20 protein-coding genes are annotated in these 17,281 nt (G+C 48.5%); 7 read left to right on the plus strand and 13 right to left on the minus strand.

The window, feature by feature from the left end; translation table 11 throughout:
• The first annotated feature begins 206 nt into the window (after positions 1 to 206).
• Positions 207 to 842, plus strand: coding sequence for a hypothetical protein (locus tag AC5FX6_RS07785; protein ID WP_493596464.1), 636 nt, complete (start codon positions 207 to 209; stop codon positions 840 to 842).
• A 175-nt stretch (positions 843 to 1,017) separates the two neighbouring features.
• Here AC5FX6_RS07785 and AC5FX6_RS07790 read toward each other — a convergent pair whose 3' ends face one another.
• On the minus strand, positions 1,018 to 1,698 hold the full coding sequence (locus AC5FX6_RS07790; RefSeq protein ID WP_493596465.1) for a porin family protein: 681 nt from the start codon (positions 1,696 to 1,698) through the stop codon (positions 1,018 to 1,020).
• 284 nt (positions 1,699 to 1,982) lie between these two features.
• On the opposite strand from AC5FX6_RS07790, the gene AC5FX6_RS07795 reads away from it, so the two are divergent.
• Together AC5FX6_RS07795 and AC5FX6_RS07800 are read left to right on the plus strand one after the other, a co-directional pair.
• Positions 1,983 to 3,032: a nucleoid-associated protein gene (locus tag AC5FX6_RS07795; RefSeq protein ID WP_493596466.1), complete on the plus strand. Its 1,050-nt coding sequence runs from the start codon at positions 1,983 to 1,985 to the stop codon at positions 3,030 to 3,032.
• A 129-nt stretch (positions 3,033 to 3,161) separates the two neighbouring features.
• On the plus strand, positions 3,162 to 3,596 hold the full coding sequence (locus AC5FX6_RS07800) for a DUF4890 domain-containing protein (RefSeq protein WP_493596467.1): 435 nt from the start codon (positions 3,162 to 3,164) through the stop codon (positions 3,594 to 3,596).
• Between the two features lie 55 nt (positions 3,597 to 3,651).
• On the opposite strand, the gene AC5FX6_RS07805 is transcribed toward AC5FX6_RS07800, so the two are convergent.
• Positions 3,652 to 4,653 carry a sterol desaturase family protein gene (locus AC5FX6_RS07805; protein ID WP_493596468.1) on the minus strand — a complete coding sequence of 334 codons (1,002 nt, stop codon included), beginning with the start codon at positions 4,651 to 4,653 and terminating at the stop codon, positions 3,652 to 3,654.
• Between the two features lie 195 nt (positions 4,654 to 4,848).
• Here AC5FX6_RS07805 and AC5FX6_RS07810 point away from each other — a divergent pair, with 195 nt between their 5' ends.
• Positions 4,849 to 5,040: a hypothetical protein gene (locus AC5FX6_RS07810; protein WP_493596469.1), complete on the plus strand. Its 192-nt coding sequence runs from the start codon at positions 4,849 to 4,851 to the stop codon at positions 5,038 to 5,040.
• A 61-nt stretch (positions 5,041 to 5,101) separates the two neighbouring features.
• On the opposite strand, the gene AC5FX6_RS07815 is transcribed toward AC5FX6_RS07810, so the two are convergent.
• From AC5FX6_RS07815 to AC5FX6_RS07830, 4 genes are all read right to left on the minus strand, one after another.
• Positions 5,102 to 5,668 (minus strand): HD domain-containing protein, encoded by a 567-nt coding sequence (locus AC5FX6_RS07815; RefSeq protein ID WP_493596470.1) that lies wholly within the window; start codon positions 5,666 to 5,668, stop codon positions 5,102 to 5,104.
• A 75-nt stretch (positions 5,669 to 5,743) separates the two neighbouring features.
• The gene (locus AC5FX6_RS07820) at positions 5,744 to 6,247 is read right to left on the minus strand and encodes a hypothetical protein (RefSeq protein ID WP_493596471.1); all 504 of its coding nucleotides are present in this window, start codon (positions 6,245 to 6,247) and stop codon (positions 5,744 to 5,746) included.
• A 399-nt stretch (positions 6,248 to 6,646) separates the two neighbouring features.
• Positions 6,647 to 7,369: a TVP38/TMEM64 family protein gene (locus AC5FX6_RS07825; RefSeq protein WP_493596472.1), complete on the minus strand. Its 723-nt coding sequence runs from the start codon at positions 7,367 to 7,369 to the stop codon at positions 6,647 to 6,649.
• An 11-nt stretch (positions 7,370 to 7,380) separates the two neighbouring features.
• Entirely contained in the window at positions 7,381 to 8,199 is an 819-nt protein-coding gene (locus AC5FX6_RS07830; protein ID WP_493596473.1) for a rhomboid family intramembrane serine protease, read from the minus strand.
• 262 nt (positions 8,200 to 8,461) lie between these two features.
• On the opposite strand from AC5FX6_RS07830, the gene AC5FX6_RS07835 reads away from it, so the two are divergent.
• The 3 genes from AC5FX6_RS07835 (at position 8,462) to msrA (ending at position 11,749) form a co-directional block, all read left to right on the plus strand.
• Positions 8,462 to 10,318, plus strand: coding sequence for a glycoside hydrolase family 3 protein (locus AC5FX6_RS07835; RefSeq protein ID WP_493596474.1), 1,857 nt, complete (start codon positions 8,462 to 8,464; stop codon positions 10,316 to 10,318).
• Between the two features lie 79 nt (positions 10,319 to 10,397).
• Positions 10,398 to 11,096, plus strand: coding sequence for a DUF6565 domain-containing protein (locus tag AC5FX6_RS07840; RefSeq protein ID WP_493596475.1), 699 nt, complete (start codon positions 10,398 to 10,400; stop codon positions 11,094 to 11,096).
• Positions 11,097 to 11,206: 110 nt separating this feature from the next.
• Positions 11,207 to 11,749: a peptide-methionine (S)-S-oxide reductase MsrA gene (gene msrA / locus AC5FX6_RS07845; protein ID WP_493596476.1), complete on the plus strand. Its 543-nt coding sequence runs from the start codon at positions 11,207 to 11,209 to the stop codon at positions 11,747 to 11,749.
• Between the two features lie 69 nt (positions 11,750 to 11,818).
• Here the strand turns inward: msrA and AC5FX6_RS07850 are convergent, their stop codons facing one another.
• From AC5FX6_RS07850 to AC5FX6_RS07880, 7 genes are all read right to left on the minus strand, one after another.
• Entirely contained in the window at positions 11,819 to 12,331 is a 513-nt protein-coding gene (locus AC5FX6_RS07850) for an NUDIX domain-containing protein (protein ID WP_493596477.1), read from the minus strand.
• Between the two features lie 56 nt (positions 12,332 to 12,387).
• The gene (locus AC5FX6_RS07855) at positions 12,388 to 13,407 is read right to left on the minus strand and encodes an SDR family NAD(P)-dependent oxidoreductase (protein WP_493596478.1); all 1,020 of its coding nucleotides are present in this window, start codon (positions 13,405 to 13,407) and stop codon (positions 12,388 to 12,390) included.
• Between the two features lie 121 nt (positions 13,408 to 13,528).
• On the minus strand, positions 13,529 to 14,302 hold the full coding sequence (locus tag AC5FX6_RS07860) for an outer membrane beta-barrel protein (protein ID WP_493596479.1): 774 nt from the start codon (positions 14,300 to 14,302) through the stop codon (positions 13,529 to 13,531).
• A 203-nt stretch (positions 14,303 to 14,505) separates the two neighbouring features.
• The gene (locus tag AC5FX6_RS07865) at positions 14,506 to 15,441 is read right to left on the minus strand and encodes a M28 family peptidase (RefSeq protein WP_493596480.1); all 936 of its coding nucleotides are present in this window, start codon (positions 15,439 to 15,441) and stop codon (positions 14,506 to 14,508) included.
• Between the two features lie 56 nt (positions 15,442 to 15,497).
• The gene (locus tag AC5FX6_RS07870; RefSeq protein ID WP_493596481.1) at positions 15,498 to 15,707 is read right to left on the minus strand and encodes a hypothetical protein; all 210 of its coding nucleotides are present in this window, start codon (positions 15,705 to 15,707) and stop codon (positions 15,498 to 15,500) included.
• Positions 15,708 to 15,923: 216 nt separating this feature from the next.
• A complete protein-coding gene (locus AC5FX6_RS07875; protein ID WP_493596482.1) occupies positions 15,924 to 16,514 on the minus strand; it encodes a hypothetical protein in 591 nt (196 codons plus the stop codon).
• A gap of 14 nt (positions 16,515 to 16,528) precedes the next feature.
• Complete coding sequence (locus tag AC5FX6_RS07880) at positions 16,529 to 17,251, minus strand: head GIN domain-containing protein (protein ID WP_493596483.1); 723 nt, start codon at positions 17,249 to 17,251, stop codon at positions 16,529 to 16,531.
• Positions 17,252 to 17,281 lie beyond the last annotated feature (30 nt).

The raw sequence follows: 17,281 nt of genomic DNA on the forward strand, positions 1-17,281 counted from the left end.
GCGTTATGCCGGGACTAAGGCAAGCCAAACCAACGATACTTTTTACATTTCACGTCAAGCACAGGTATAGCAAAGGGCTTAACCTTGCGCCCGCTATGGAATTATTTGCTTAAAATTTATTTTGCCATAACACTAGACAAATATCCCAAGACTATTATATTTGGTCCACTTTTTAAACAAACTTAACCATCATTCACATTTCACACATGAAAAAAATTCTACTTTTTGTTTTGCTTGCAGTTAGCTTCTCAGCTTGTGGCCCTCAGATCTATACTGCAGCGTCTTTCAAAGAAGTCAAAGCAAAACACGAAACACTGGCCATTGTACCTTTCGATGTGCTGATCGAATCCAGAAAACTTCCGAAAGGCGTAACACCTGAGATGGTGAAGCAGCAGCAGAAAGACTACGGCTATGGCCTGCAGGGCGACGTGTACGGCTTCTTCTTAAAGGAGATGTCAAAAAACAAGTACACTGTTAATTTCCAGGACGTTAGTAAGACCAACGCACTGCTGTCAGAGGCTGGCATCACATATGATAACATGAACACGGTGTCCAGAGACGAGATCTGCCAGATACTGGGCGTGGATGCTATCATCTCTGGAAAAGCGACTATGTCACAGCCAATGTCTGATGGTGCTGCCATCGCAGTTGGCTTGCTTGTAGGTGCCTGGGGCCCAACCAATAGCGTGAATACGTCCATCACCATCCATGAAGGCCTGAAGGGTGATCTGCTTTGGAAATACGACTACGCTGCCTCTGGTAGCATCGGCAGCAGCAGAAAATCTCTGTCGAATGCCCTGATGAGAAACTCTTCAAAGAAATTCCCTTACAAGAAATCTTAATCTAAGCGTCGACTGTTTGGCAAGCTGTTAAGCTGCTATGTTCAACAGGAAACGTAAAAACCCCTGCAGGTATACCTGCAGGGGTTTTTTATGGGGTGTATTCAAAAAATGCAGGCCGCTCCCAAAGGGAACGGCCTGCACATCTCACCAAAACACTTTAACAATCTATATTTTCTTAAAAAGTATAGCCAATTGAAGCTTTGATCACCCGGTTGAAGGTGTCGAAGTTGCGGTTGGCATCTACGGTAGTCAGACCGTAATCGTAGCCGGCGCTTAGGTTAAAGCCACTGGCAAAGCGGTAGCCTACACCTCCGGTTGCCGCCACATCCAACTCACGAAAGCCGCTGTTCATATCCCACTCCTGGTTCAGGGCATTAAAACCCAGTGCTCCTGCACGAACCTGTACCTTGTTTGAGATCAGGTAGGAGAATTGAGGACCCGCGAAAATATGGAAGCCATCGCCAATAAATATCTTCGCCAGAATCGGTAAATCAATGTATTCTGCCTTGTTGGTCACGGTAACCCCGGCATTCAGAAAGTCAAATTGCTCCATCGGGATCTTGCCAACCAGACGCATACCTTTCTGAGAATACAGCAGACCTGGCTCGATCTCGAAACCCGGCGCTATAGGAATAGACACTACACCGCCCACATGAAAGCCTTCCCGCATCTCGCGGCTCAGGGAACCGTTGGTCATATCCATTAGGTCCTGTGCACTGTTTATGGTTTGCCCCTGCCATTCGGCCATGTTCACACCCGCTTTTATACCGATGCGCACGGGCTGCTTTTGCTGCGCATTTGCCTGAGTTGCCGCCATTCCCAGAACGACGGCCAGTAGTAGAAATATCTTTTTCATCACACCTATCCTTAAATATTGAAAAACAAGAAATAAGCTGCGCAGCTTACTATGCCTGATGTAAGAATCGTGCCAAATTGGAGTCAGGTGTATTCAAAAAAGTTCATAATCAGGTATAATTATTTAAAAATCAATTAATTACGATTTAAAATAATTATTAAGCAGCAAAAATGGTGTAAATAAAGCAAGCTAAATCATGCATCTTATTTGCCCACAGGTATAGTTGCACCTTACCTTTGCAGCCCCATGGCTCAGAACAGAGGCAGGCATAATGATATAGGCAGATGAATGATAAAAGACAGGTACGGCTCAACAGATTGGCCGTGCACAGGGTAGGCAACAAGGCAAAGGAAGAAGGCGTGATCGCTTCGAAAGAACTGGTCGATCTGCGGGATGAACAACTGAGTGATTTGCTGACCAATTACTTTCTGGCTCCTTTTAAGCAGGAGGAGTTTTTCCGCTTTCACCATACCTCCGACCTGGCCCTGAACGAAATGTTTGCCTACTCGGCGCTGATGTTCACAGAGCCACAGAAGTTTCTGGAGTACTCGGTGCATGTGCTCAACCACCTCTACGAACAGTCGGACCACCCGAAAGTGAAAAGCGGTGAACTCTACGTGGTGCACCTGTCGGGCTGCGTAATGGAAGACGACATTGTGGACGCGATCGGCATATTCAAGTCTGAGAACAAAGATACCTTCCTGACCTTTCAGGAAGAAGATGATGACCTGAGCATGAACTACCATTTCGGGGTAAACATCAAGAGTGTCGACAAAGGCTGTCTGATCTTTAACACTGAGGCCGAAGACGGTTTCCGGGTAAAGATCGTGGACGCCAACAGCACAGACGCCGTGTTCTGGAAAGAGGACTTCCTAAACGTGACGGAGCTCAAGGACACCAACTTCAACACCAAAACGGCGCTGAACCTGTGTAAGGATTTCTCGGAGGAGGTATTTGCCCAGACGGACAGCAAAAAAGCACAGGTAGACTTTATTAGCCGCTCTGTAGACTATTTCTCCAAAAGCGAGACTTTTGATCTGGAGGAGTTTACGAGCAGCGTGATCGATGAGCCCGAAACGGCCGAGCGCTTCAAGAACTACACACAGGCTTTTGCAGAGGAGCGCGACATCGAGGGATTCACTGATTTTGCGATCAACAAGAACACGGTGAAGAACATGAAGCGCAAGTTCCGCAACTTCATCAAGCTGGATACGCAGATTGAGATCAAGTTCAGCGGCTATAACCCGGAGCAAAGTGAGCAGTATGTGGAGCGCGGCTTCGATCAGGAGCGTGGTATGCATTTTTACAAGGTATACTTCCACTCGGAATCTTAGCGTTATCTGCTCACAGAGCCTGATCAGAAACTATACCTGAGCACGGCTTGTTGCAAATAGACCTATACCGAAATACCGGAACAATATTTGATATAGAAAAAAGCACCTATGATAAGCTTTAAAAGAGATATGAAAAAGTCAGTTCTTGCCACCTTGTTTTTTGCCTTTGCTGCCACTGCTGTGTTTGCGCAGGCCCCAACTCAAAAGGTCGGCACTACCCAGCATGCCCCTAAAACACTGGATCAGCGTGCTGATGATATGACAGCTGGCATGGTGAAGAACCTGCGCCTTAACGCAAAGCAGGCTACTGCGCTGAAGGATGTAAACCGCAATAGCATAAAGCATGCTGAAGAGGCTCGCACCAAGTATAAGGACGACCCACGCAAACTGGCGGAGCAAATGGATATTATCAGCCAGACAAGGCTTTCGCTGATCAAAGACATCCTCACAGAGCATCAGTTTGCCCAGTACCAGTCACGCCGCGAAGAGAAGATGGGCGTGCCGCGTGAGGCCAGAAGCAACCCTGGCCAAAGTCAGGGCCAGCAGTACGATAACAACTATTAAGTAGTAACCCTATAGAAAACCAGAAAAGCATGGCGTCCGCCATGCTTTTCTGGTTTTAACCCACTCGTTGGTTTTCCGGTTGATTGATTCGCTCGTCAACTTCCATGTCAGTAGGTATAGCGGTGGCTACTTGCAACGCTGGCGCCACGGCCAGCGGCTGCGCCTGTTGTGCTGCCAGTGCCTCCTGTTCCCGCTGATAGGCTGTCACAACAGCTCCTGGCGGTTTAAACAGGATGTCCCACGCTTCTCTGAATGACCGTGCATGCAGCAGGTCTTTCCAGATATCTACCCATTCATGAAACACGAGGTAGATCGGGTTGAATGAGTTGACTGGTTTGGTCAGACCATACGTTGGGCGCTCTTCTTCAGTCTGAAATGTACCAAATAGGCGGTCCCAGATGATGAAGGTTGAACCGTAATTCTTATCGATGTATTTCGGATTGGAGCCATGGTGCACCCGGTGGTGCGAGGGTGTCACAAAGATATACTCGATGGGTGCAGGCAGCTTACTGACTAACTCCGTATGCACCCAAAACTGATAAAGTACTGCCAGTTGATGGCATACAAAGAAAGTAAAGGGATCAAAACCGAGGAAAGGCACCGGCAGGAAAAACAGGAACTTAATATGCTGCGTCCAGCCAGTGCGGAACGATACGGAAAAATTCATCTTCTCGGAAGAGTGATGCGTGACGTGGGTCGCCCACCAGAAGCGCTGCTCATGTGAGATACGGTGCGCCCAGTAGCGGCAAAGGTCTACCATCACAAATGCTAAGGCAAAGCCCCACCAAGAGCGCGGTATGGCCCATGGCACTGCATTGTAAATCTCAAGCGAAATGTAAAACAGTGTGACCTTAAGCAACGCGCCAAGCACCACACTGCCCGCCCCGATGGCCACCGCTGCCATAAAATCGCGTTTCTCGTAGTAATCTTTTTTCTTTTTGACACCGACATACCACTCTATCAGCACAGAAGCTACAATGATAGGCGCCGCAAAATGCATAATGGTCAGGTTATCCAGCTCAGTTATGTGATCAATTGTAAAAGCTTGCTTCTCCATGATTTATCAGTTTGTGCACGGATATAGCTTATTGTAACGACCAACACCGGAAAGGGTTAATTACCAGATTGTGACTTTTTACACTATAGCGGGTATAACATTGATTTAGCTTTACTTAGGAGACAGCTGTATCATCATAAAAAAATTGATTTTGTGAAAAAGGCTATGTATTCTTGCCGATAACAAGCATACAACATGAACATCCGCAAAAAAGTAAAAGTTACTATACCTGCAGGCACCAACCGCTATGTTGCCATCGAACAGTTTGTAAAAGCCGCTGAGAAGGAAAATTGGAGTGAGCAGGAAATCCAGTTTGTGATTGACGAAGTGGTAGAGGCTGAGGACAATGCCAAAGGGTTGGAGGCACTTCAATATTATCTGGCATAAAATAAAGCCGCACCGGGGCTATACCTGCCCCGGTGCGGCTCTTATCAATTTCAGGCAGACTTCAGGAAGCCTCGTTTTGCTCCAAAGGTTCGAGCTGTAACTCAGCCTGATGCTTTTGCAGTACCCCGATAATAAAATCGATATGCTCTTTCAAATCTACTCCAAACAGTTCAGCGCCTAACCGTACTTCCTCACGATCTACAGAGGCGGCAAATCCGCTCGTTTTTAGTTTCTTCATCACTGACTTTGCCCCCAGGCCTTCCAAACGCTGAGGCCTCACCTGCGCACAGGCAACAATAAAGCCCGTTATTTCATCGCAGGCGATCAGGGCTTTGTCGAGGGTGGTTTCGTAAGGTACGCCCCAGTGAGTATAATGCGCAGAGATGGCATGGGCGATCGTCTCCTCCCCTCTTTCCCGCAGCAGGTTTACGATCACATGAGGGTGCTGCTCCGGGTAGGCCTGGTAATCAGCGTCGTGGAGCAGACCGGTAATAGCCCACTGCTCCGCGTTTTCACCCAGTTTGCTGGCGTAGGCCTCCATTACGAGTTCTACGGTGCGTGCATGGCGCAGCAGACTCTCACTGCTGGTCATCTGCTCCAGTATGGCGCGTGCTTCATCTCTTGTCATAACTTAATCAGCTTTATGAACCTCCAATATAAGCAAAATCACGCTACGGGACTGCCCCAGCTCCAGATTATGGGCTTAGTTGTTCATCGCAAAGCCATAATAACTCGGCTGGAAGTCGGTTTCCTCGAAATCAGGAAATTCAGCTTTCGCAATCTGCACGTCTTCCCACTTTCCATAAATGTTGTCTTTGCGACCCACGAGTATATCTATGTGGTTTTTGAAGCGTCTGTTCATGGTGTCACGCACTATGTACTGCCCATCAAGTTCATCTGAAATTCCGCGCACCCATACCGTATCGCCATACTGTATATCACCGCCCCAGCGGGTCAGCATATCCCGTGAGAGGGCAATCCAGCGATGTCTTTTAGGGTTTTTGGGGTTGATGCGGGAGCCGTCGGCTGTGATGAAGGGATTTCCGTCGGTCTGGCCTTTTTCGGGGTAGTAAACCGTGGCCGTAACGGTAAAAGTTTCTGGGTAATCGGGGTATTCTTGTACTTTTTCTATGAGTCGGGGTGATAGTAGTTCTGGCTGGTTGCTCTCGTTCGGAGGGCTTGAAACTTCAGGTTTCAGAAAAGCCATTTCTTCGAAAAAAGTTACAAAAACGGAGACCATTACTGCGAGTATTTTGACCCTTAACATATGCAATCCATTTCGTGAAACATCATTTTCATAACAATAACACGCTTAAACGGCGGGCCATGTGATTAAGTTTTAGAAAATGGATTGATACAGGATGGATCGCTGCTACTATATCTTAATTCAAAATATCTAATTAAAGAGCAAATTCTACTCAAATCCCAGATTTTGAAGGTAAGTCAGCCTATCAAAAAAAATTAGAATTATCACTAAAAATTTATAGTTAAAATCAAAATTATTGCATTAGTAATGTTTAAATACAGTTGTTTTGAAGGAGTAACTCACGCTCATAATTGTAATTTACAAAGCACATCAATCGGCACTTAGTAGGATACCTGTACCTTAACTATGCTGCTGCTTCTTCTTGAAGTATTTGTCATAAACGACATAACCTATAAAGAGGGCAAGGCTTATACCTCCTACCCAAATGAGCCCATTCATCAGGCGTTCATCATCTTCGCCCAACCAGGCCAACAGTATGGTAAGCGGAGTGATACCTGCCAGGGTGGCGCCGATAAACTTAAAGTATCCCATTTTAGTTATACCAGCCACAAAACTGACTGCGTCATTAGACAGGAAAGGAGAGACTCGGGCTATGATCACTGCCCAGACACCGTAATCTGAAACGAACCCGCAGACTTTCTCCTCTGCCTTTTGGCCAATGATCTTGCGTACACCCGCCTCACCCAGGCCCCGGCCGATCAGGTAGCCTATAGTAGATGCCACCAACACAGCCGCCAATGCAATGAGTGAACCCCATACCGGCCCATAAGCGATAATAGCCACCAGCATAAGCGCCACCACGTTGATTACCAGCAAGAACATCTGTGCAACCATGGCCAGTATAATGAAGAATGGTCCCCAAAAACCAAACTGCTCTACCCAGGATGAGATGCGCTCCTCATCGCCGCTTGTAAGCACGTCCCATCCTTCCTGAATATTCGCCTGAAAGTCGGATGAAATAAAATAAGCACCCACCAACATGGCAATAATAGCCGCTGTCACCAAAAGGGGCCATTTACTTTGCTTGGTATCTTCTTGCTTTGTAGCTGTGTTGTTCATCATTAAACAGTCTTTTAATGTTTAGACGTAGATTGATCTATTGAGGTTGAAGGTTCCAGCATACCGGTGCGTGGACTGATTTGCGCCCTGTGCTCGTATACCTTGCCGGCTCCGTCAGGAGAAATAGAATAGCGCCAGGTATACTGCTGTGCCCCCCCTATCGTGCTGCTTTGGTGTAACTGCTGCGCGGACAGTTCACGCTGGCTCAGCGGTGGTTCTACAGGTATAGCAGCCTGCTTGTCCACATGCTCTCCATAGATCAAGGCTGCTACCAGCCCGGCTAGCAGGCCACCCAAGTGCCCTTCCCATGAAATGCGTTCCTCAGACGGAAACAAACCGTAAAAAAGGCCGCTGTACAAAAATAGAATAGCTAAGGAAACAGCCAGCCCAGCCCTGTCGCGGCGCACGATGCCATTGAACAACAGGAAGCCTGCTAAACCATACACCACGCCGCTTGCTCCCACATGGTAGGCATCCCGGCCAATAAACCAGGTAAATAAGCCGCTCAGCACATAGACCAACACAAATACCCGCAGTGCGACCGGGCGGTGCAAAAACAGAATGAAGCCGGAGAGCAGCACCAGCGGAAATGAATTGGACAGCAAATGGATGAGTCCAGAGTGGATGAGAGGCCCCATAAACACCCCGATCAGTCCCAGAAAATCGCGGGGATAAATGCCCAGCCAGACCAGATTGACCTCACTCAGGTAAGAGAGCAGCGCCACGAGCCAAATGAGTCCCACAAACAAAGTCCCGGGCAGAAAACTATAAGCAAAACGCTCATTTTCGGCTTTCAGGTCTTGGCGGCTATGCAGAGGAATTGCTCGCATCATAGGGCTTTATGTGGAGGAGGTAGAATTGCTCCTTTTGTTGTGGTCAGACTATACGTACGCGGGTGTAGGCAGGTCATGAATAAATAACCCTACCTATTGGCAAGATAAGGGCTGTCAGGCACAAAACGTATGCGTTATACCTACTTTTCACGTTCTATACCGTATCAGTTCCATTTCAACTTTGCTTTTAAGCGTATAAAAGTATCGTCAAAAACTAATTTAAGATTTGAGTGGTTATAAGATTGATTGCACTACGAGTACCATGCACGCGAATCCTTTTCACCCCCTGACCAACCGTCTGGCAGCAGTATGCTTCAGCCTCCTGAGCTGCATACTGCTGTTAAGCTCCTGCGAGAGTACAGACACAAGCAGGGCAGCTTATGCGCGGGACGAAGAACAACAGCGTGAGTTTGCACCGGAAGAGGTACCCTATACCCGACCTAACACCCTTATTGAAGCGATCGAGCACCCTTCGCCTTGGGTAGACTCTGTATTTGAGACATTGAGCCCGGAGGAACGTATTGCGCAGCTTATCATCATTGAGGCTTTTTCGAACAAAGGCCCGAGCTATGAAGCTGATGTAATGAACCTGGTGAAAAGGTATAAGATTGGCGGCATCATCTACTTCCAGGGTGGCCCCGTGCGGCAGGCTGTCCTGAACAATCGACTGCAAGCTGCCTCTAAAGTGCCGCTTCTTATATCGATGGATGCCGAAACTGGTGTGGGAATGCGTCTGGATAGTACGGTACAGTATCCTTTTCAGATGATGATGGGTGCTATTGAGGACAACGGCCTGATCTATCGTATGGGTGCTGAGGTGGCCGAGGAATTCAAGCGGCTGGGTATGCACGTTAACTTCGCTCCGGTGGCCGACATCAACAACAACTCTCAAAACCCCATTATCAGCTACCGTGCTTTTGGAGAAAACAAGCTGGATGTTACAGCCAAAAGTCTGGCCTATATGCGCGGCATGCAGGAGAATGGCATCATTGCCGTGGCCAAGCACTTCCCTGGCCACGGCGACACAGACGTGGATTCCCACTATGACCTGCCTGTGATTCCGCATGACCGTGCCCGACTCGACTCGCTTGAGCTATACCCCTTCCGGGAGCTGATCAAGCATGGCATTGGCGGTATTATGGTAGCACACATGCACATGCAACAACTCGACACGACCCAGAATCTACCCTCAACCCTTTCCAAACCCATTGTGACCAGTTTGCTCAAAAATCAACTGGAGTTTAAAGGACTGGTCTTCACGGACGCGATGGTCATGAAAGGCGTTACCAAATACTTCCCTCCCGGGGAGGCAGAGGCTCGTGCCCTGATCGCGGGCAACGATGTGCTGGAGCGTCTCAACAGTGTCCCTAAAGCGATTCAGGCTATCAAGCAGGCTATTGCCCGGGGTGAGATTTCGCAGGACGAAATCGACCACCGCTGCAAAAAAATGCTGGCCGCCAAAGCTTGGGTTGGCCTTGACAGGTATAGGCCCATTGAACTGAACAACCTGTACGAAGACCTGAACCCGGGTATGGCCGACAGCACCAATCATGCCCTGGCCGAAGCAGCTATGACGCTGCTCAACAACCGAAAGAGCTTTTTGCCCATCCGCCAGAAAAAGCGACAACGCATTGCCACACTTTCCTTTGGTGTGGTACGCCCCAGTATTTTCCAGCGAGAGATCAACAAGTATGCCCGCATTGATACTGACTTCGTCATTTCCCGTAAGGCCAATGCCAAAGAGATCAAGCGAATGAAGCAGCAGCTCAAAGGTTACGACCTGGTGCTGGTGGGACTTTACGGCCCCAGTGTGACCCCGAGCAACCGGCTAGGATACTCTAAGGAAGCTACTGCCTATGTATCGGACCTGGCCCGCTCCGACCGTGCCATCATGACACTATTTGATAACCCCTATACCTTGAACCAATTTCCTGACATACACAAAAGCCGTGTACTTATACTTGCTTACCAGGCGCACAAGCACGCGCAGGTGGCTGCCGCTAAACTGCTGTTTGGTAAAATACCTGCCCGCGGCAAACTGCCCGTTACCGTAAACAGGCACTACCAGTACGGACATGGCATCAGCAAGGACAAACCGCTGCTGGCTGTAAGTCCGTAGTATCTTGTATGGGGGCTTTGCGTATTATGGCAGTAAAGGCATCGCCTGACAACACCAACCCTAAAACTTTGAAAAATAAATGTTTAATACTAGAACAACGTACTTAGTAGGCATACTGGCAACCCTGCTCCTATGGAGCTGCGAAGGAAACCGCACCGCTCAGAACACAGAAGAAATAACCGTAGATGTACCCGCTGACACTGCCCGTGTGGAACGCACCGGCCGGACTGTAGGTGAGCGGCTGGAGTCGCTGCGCGGTTGGATGAACGAGAAAGTCGAGCGAGGCGATACTGCCATCCAGCGCGAGATGCCCGAAATCAAAGATGACTTCAGAAGACGATCCGCTGAGATCGAGGAGAACCTGGACAGCCTGTCCGCTGATTCGAAAGCGGAGTACGCCCGGCTGAAGGAGCGCTACGAACGCTGGGAGAACAGGCAGGAACGACGACTGAATACGCCGCTGGACCGTGCTGAACTGGATCAGTGGGAAGAGCAACTGCTCCGGGAGTTCCAGGAAGTCGAGAATATTGCGCCCCAGGACATGCGCGAAGCATACCTCACTTTTATGGGTGTGATACGGGCCAAGCGCCGTAACTGGACCCAGCACGACTGGGACTACGTGGATAACGTTTATGGCCAACTGAACCAGCGCCGTCGCCAGGTAGAGAACCAGATATCCAACAGCGACAAGCTCAAGATCAGAGCGCTGCAGGCAGAGTACCTGACTTTGGAGGGTGCTGCCGATGCCCAAAGTACCATGCGCAACATGCGTAATTAATGTCTTGGTAAAACTATTTTAGATATTTCCGGTTTAGGCCCTATACCTTTACACAGGTATAGCAACCAGCCTTTGGCATGCTGGCCTATACCTTAATTTAAACGAATACAATGGAAAAAGCGACATTTGGAGGAGGATGCTTCTGGTGCACCGAGGCAGTGTTTCAGGATCTGGCAGGCGTACAGAAAGTAGAGTCAGGTTATGCAGGCGGACATTTGGAGAACCCTACCTACAAGCAGGTAACTTCTGGCATGACCGGCCACGCTGAAGTGCTGCAAATAACCTATGACCCGGATACTATTAGCTACGACGAGCTACTGGAGGTATTTTGGAAAACCCATGATCCGACCACACTGAACAGACAGGGTAACGACATAGGTACGCAATACCGCTCTATCGTGCTGTACCATAACGATGAGCAGCGCGAAAAAGCAGAAAGGTATAAGCAGGAGTTGAACGCAGCGGGGGCTTTCAATGACCCGATAGTGACCACGATTGAGCCTTTGCAGGAATTTTACCCAGCCGAAGACTACCACCAGAACTACTTCAACACACACGGCCACGAGCCTTACTGCAGCTTTGTGATCCGTCCAAAAGTAGACAAGGTCAGAAACGTGTTTGCTGACAAGCTCAAGCCTGAAGCCAGAAAATAGTCAAACAAAACAAAAGCGTCAGCCATAATGAAGATGGCTGACGCTTTTTTCGTCTCAAGCTGGTAGTTATTAACCGTGTAGCTGCACCCATTGCTGGGCTATGATCGTTTTGGCATCGGCAAAACTCTCTCTCAGAAGCTCTTCACGGGTATAGCTTACCAGTTCAATATGCTCGTGCTCATCGTCTTTGCCACCCCCTTCGGCATGCTGGTGCGATACCTCCGCATAGTATAGCAGCACTTTCTCAGTTGTGCCACCCGGCGATGAGTAAAAGGTATGCAGGTGCTTCAGGTTGTCCACACCATAGCCAATCTCTTCTTCTATCTCGCGGGCGATGCTGGTTTCCGGGCTCTCCCCCTTGTCTACCATGCCTGCCACCACTTCTATCAGGTCTGATTCAGAACCTACCCGGAACTGCCTGGTCAGGATGTAGCGCTGTTTTTCTGTATCGTATACCATCGCAGCCACAGCAGTGCCCCGGTCAAATTGCTCACGGGTGAAGGTATGGCCGTTCTGAGCTACGGTTAGTTTATAGATCTTGAAGTAGCCGTCATAGGCCGTTTCTCTTTTTTTGATTTCCATAAGGGCGAATATAGGCAAAGCTAAGGTATAGCTTGCCGCTAGGTTTAGGTATAATGTTAGAGTTCGTTATTCCGGAAAGCAGCCTTTTGTGTGCGCTCTGTGAGCCCTGACATGGAAAGCGGGGTTTCACTTTCATAGCCTTTCTTGGCTCGCTGCTCCCCTGTTGGGCCGGGCAACATGCGGTTGAGCACAGCAAATATGTCGGTCGTTGTCTCTGGTGAGAGTCCGTGTATGAAAGCGCCAACCTTGGCAGGTATAGACGTTACCACTTCAGCGTCACCGTTCCGGCAGGCATCCAGAATCGACTTGGCTGATTCCTCTGCGCTAATGGAGGTAAGCGGACTTGAGTCTACAATTTTAAACAGGGTATACTCCTCTTCGTGCTGCCCTTTGATATTGGCATGTCGCGGACTGCCTGTCTGCATCAGGCCGGGAGAAGCACATGTAACGGTAATGTTATACTGCTTCAACTCAGCTCTTAAGCCTTCTGACAAGCCTACCAATGCAAACTTGCTGGCGCTGTAAGGCACCAAATGCGGTACACCCAGCTTTCCACCGATAGAGGCTATGTTGAGAATACGTCCGCTACCGCGTGCCTTCATAGAGGGCAGTACCGCCATAGTAGTATAAAGAGGACCCCAGAAATGCGTCTGCATGGCTTCCTCAAAGTCTTTCACGGTCATTTCCTCCAGTGGTCCAGCTGTGATAATACCGGCGTTGTTGATCAGCACATCGATCTGTCCAAACTGCTGCTGCACCTGCACGATCATCTGCTCTACCTGGTTCTGCTGTGTTACATCGCAGGTCAGTACCATTACATCGGCTCCGTTTCCTGCCAATTCCATGCGGGCATCTTCCAGTTGCATTTCATCGCGCGAGCAAAGCACCAGCCGGGCTCCCTCCTTGGCCAGCTGCCGTGCCATGACAAAACCGAGCCCACGGGCACCACCGGTAATCAATACTACTTTGTTGCGGAAGCTGTAGGCATTCAGCTTTCGGTTGATGGCACGGGCGGCAAGCAACGCTCCCGCTCCGGCTGCCAGCCACCACAGGTTTCTTTTTTGTTCCGTTTTCATAGTTGATAGGTATAGCAAATAAAGCCTGACACAGCCTACAAACAGCTGATCTGGCTTTCTTGTCTACGGGAAGGCAGGGTATGTAGGTTTGTGTGCTTTAAGCAGGCAGGTACAGGACTGCTTATTTCTTCTTCCTGAATGGATTTATACCTTGGTTCTTGCTGGTGAACACTTCGTTCTTAGGCATTGGGGTATAAAGCAGTTTCACCGATACGACTCCGTAATGATCTTTTGTATTGGCGTGACGGTCCACGTTATCGAGGTAGTCGGTAGTTGTGATATGGTACATGGCCTCGGGCGCTATGCTGATCTGGTCAGACAGGCGAAACCGTATGCCTCCCCCAAAAGGAATAACACCGGCTATAGCCGGATATGATCTCAGACGATCATAAGTGATATCGGAGTTAGCAGGCCTGTTGGTTGGATAAGAGCTAGGCGTATAATAAATAAAGCCTATTCCCCCTTTCACAAACGGTACGGCAAAACGCTTGCGCAAAGACCGGTAGTTATTGGACCCGGCGTAGCTGTCCATCAGGTTGTATACCAGCATACCTGACACTTCGATCACCCTAGACTCAAAAGTGATATTGTCTTGCGGGGTTTTCTCGGATGCCCCCAGCTTGATGTACTCTACTTCACCGCTAATAGACCAGAAAGGATTATATTTGAAAAGGGCGCCTATGCTAAAAGCCGGGCCGATGTCATTGCAACCGTAGCTGCCGCATATGTCGCTTTTCACGGCAGCCACACCAGCGCCGGCCTGGATCACCAAACCGCGTTCCGGAATCTTGCTCATGCCCATACGGCGGATGGCACTATTCTGCGCCTGTGCAGTAGTGCTTACTAGAAGGATGATCGAGAATAATAATAGAAGGAAGTAGTTGCTCCTGCTCATGCGTTAGACAGGTTTCTCTTTAAAGTTTGTGTGGAATGCGGCTCGCTTTTAAACAAAAGCAGGCTGGCTTCCCCTATTTACGCAAGGCCAAAAGAAAGGATCAGCAAAATTAATGGATACATTATAATATAGCCATGATAAAATAAATAGTGTCATACCTTACACTACTATTCCAGAGTTTATAAAGACACTTTGTCTAATCATCAATGACCAGTTCCTGAAGCAGTTGCACGAAAATCCGGACGCTTTTTGTTCAGCAACTGAACGAAGTCGATCACAAGGGCAGTTGCGTCCGGATAAAAGGCAGGATTGATGTTTTCGTAGATATCCGTTGACTTATGGTAGTGCGGATGGTCTTCAACGCCAAAGTACACGAACGGAATCTGACGCTTGTGGAATTGAAAATGGTCGGATTGTTTTGTCCAGTCATTCTGGCCTTGTTCCGGTCTGTCATGGCCTGTTAGCAACTTGGCCTGCGGCCTTGCCTTAACCTGCTGCAGCAGCGGCAAAAGGGCCGGATAGTGGTAGGCACCACTGGCATACAGTTCCCCTTTGTTGTTGAGGCTGAGCATATCCATGTTCACATTCAGCTGAATCTGATCCAGCGCAAGCGGCGGATGCTCGAGGAAAGCGTTAGCACCCTGCAAGCCCAATTCTTCACCATCTAGTGCAGCAAATACTAAGGTATAGTAAGGCTTGTTCTTCTTAAAATAAGCAGCGGCGGCAAGCAGTGCCCCTATGCCAGAAGCATTGTCGTCTGCTCCATTGTAAATTTCGCCTTTGCGTACTCCTACATGATCGTAGTGCGCTGTCAGGACGATGGCTTTATCAGTCTTGCCCGGTATAAAACCTACCAGGTTCACAGCTTCATCTACTACAACGCCCCTGCTTTCCAAACGGAAGGTATGGCGGTAGCTGTTGTTATAAGCTTGAAGTCCTATCTCGCTGAAACGCTTTTCTATATAAGCCTGGGCCATCCGGTTTCCTTCGGTTCCGCTTAGTCGGCCAGCCATCGAATCCGCTGACAGGACCTGCACGTCCCGCAGTAAAAGTTGGGGATCAAGTACCGCTTTCTGAGCAATTGCCGATAGTTGCAGCGCACATACAAAGAGGAAGGCAAAAGAGAGACGGCGTTTCATAGGTTTTATTTTAGGGCGAATTTACTATAAAATAGCAAGTTCGCCCTCACTAAATATTAACCGTTCACAACAGGCCAGGAGATCCAGCTTTTCTGGCGCACAACAGCTTTCTTTTGCTGCTCAGACACGCGACGCTCTACCTGCTGTGTAAAGCTCCCATCTTTCTCAAAAACCTCCCCTTTCAGAACCCAGCCTGTTTTCACATAGTCCTGTACTCTATTTACTAATGCCTGTAAATCAGTGGCTTCAATTACGTCGAATTCCATGTTCGTTCCTGTTTTAAATGGTCTTACAAATGGTTATCAGATGGTATTTAAACAAGGAGCGTGCCACTTACGTTCATTGAATGTAAATGTTACAATAAATTTAAAACAAACTACATAAATGCCCTCAGTAGCACCCAAAAGCCTTTTCAAACGCTCTAATAGCAAAAAGGGCCGGTCAAAAAACCAGCCCTTTTTGCAAACACAACTAATTGTATTCTAATTCTTTACATTAATAAAAGCAGGTACCTCGACAGGTCCTACAGATGTCTGGATAGTCGGCTTAATTTGAAGCAATACGTCTGGTCGACTCGTACCATCAGTTTTAGAAAGCATGGTAACCAGGCGCAACAGGTTGTTGTACCCCGGTTTACCATTTTCCTCCGTTATCCGGATCGGCGTGCGCACATTGATGGTATTAAGTCCATGGCGAAGTTCCACCGGCTCATCCACGATCCCGCTTAGCGTCTGCTTACCATCAAGCAGCAATTGCCACTTCAGCTTGGTAACTGTCATGCTACGGTCTTGGTTGCCTTCGTCCAACTCAACGTTCAACCCGAGGCTTGAATATGCTGACAGGTTATTATCAGAAAAAGCAGAAAGGAGTAGTGCTGCTTCGCCCAGCGAAAAGTCTTCCGGTCGTTTTTTGTTCAACACGTTCACACCGTTCAGTTTTACTTCATTGACACCTGACAGGCTATACTTGGCTTCCTTAAAAGCATCTACATCGCTCTTTGTGCCGCAAGAGAAAGCGAAAAAGGCTATACCTAGCAGCAGGGCGAAACTTAAGAGATTTGTCTTTTTAGTCATTTGCTTTATAATGCTCAGCGCTTAATCACTTTGCCTGAGCCTGAAATAGTTGAGTTAACAGTTGGGTTTCCTTGATAGTACACGTTGCCGCTTCCACTGATAGTGACTGCCAGATTCGTAGCGGCACTTACTTCTACATTGCCTGAGCCACTTAGTGCTACTCCTGCGCTTTCGCTGCTCAGCCTGAATGACTTGATATTGCCTGAGCCAGAGAGGTTAAGTTCTTCTACATCCGTATCTCCCAACATTTCTATTGAGCCCGAACCAGTCAGTCTGCTGTTTACTTTGGATGCTGACACATTGATTCGAAGATAGCCGGAGCCATCCAGCACTGCCCGAAAGTCAGTTGTCTCAAACTCATCCTGTAGTTCTATGCGCCCTGAACCAATCAGTTCGGCGCTATTCATTTCCGGCACAGTCATATGTACCTCAACTGTCTTGTGGCTGCGCAGGCACTTATCAAAGCTGAGGTCCCACACTCCGTTTGAAACATTGGTATTGATTGCGTCCAGCACATTAGGCTGAGCTCTTACCTCGATTCGTTGCGTAGCTCCCCGTCTGACAAAAACACGCGTATCGCCGTTCACCCGAAGTCCACTAACCGCGTTCAGGTTAAATTCACGACTTTCCACATCGCCCCGACCCCGAATACAGTCTACTTCGTCGCCACAGGAAGTAAAGAACAAGACTGGCAGGATGAGAAGCACCATCCAGCGTGTAAAATTAGTAGATTTCATAGTTTTAGGTAGCTTAATTAACGTTGCAAG

Source organism: Pontibacter sp. LHS2, assembly GCF_058932845.1.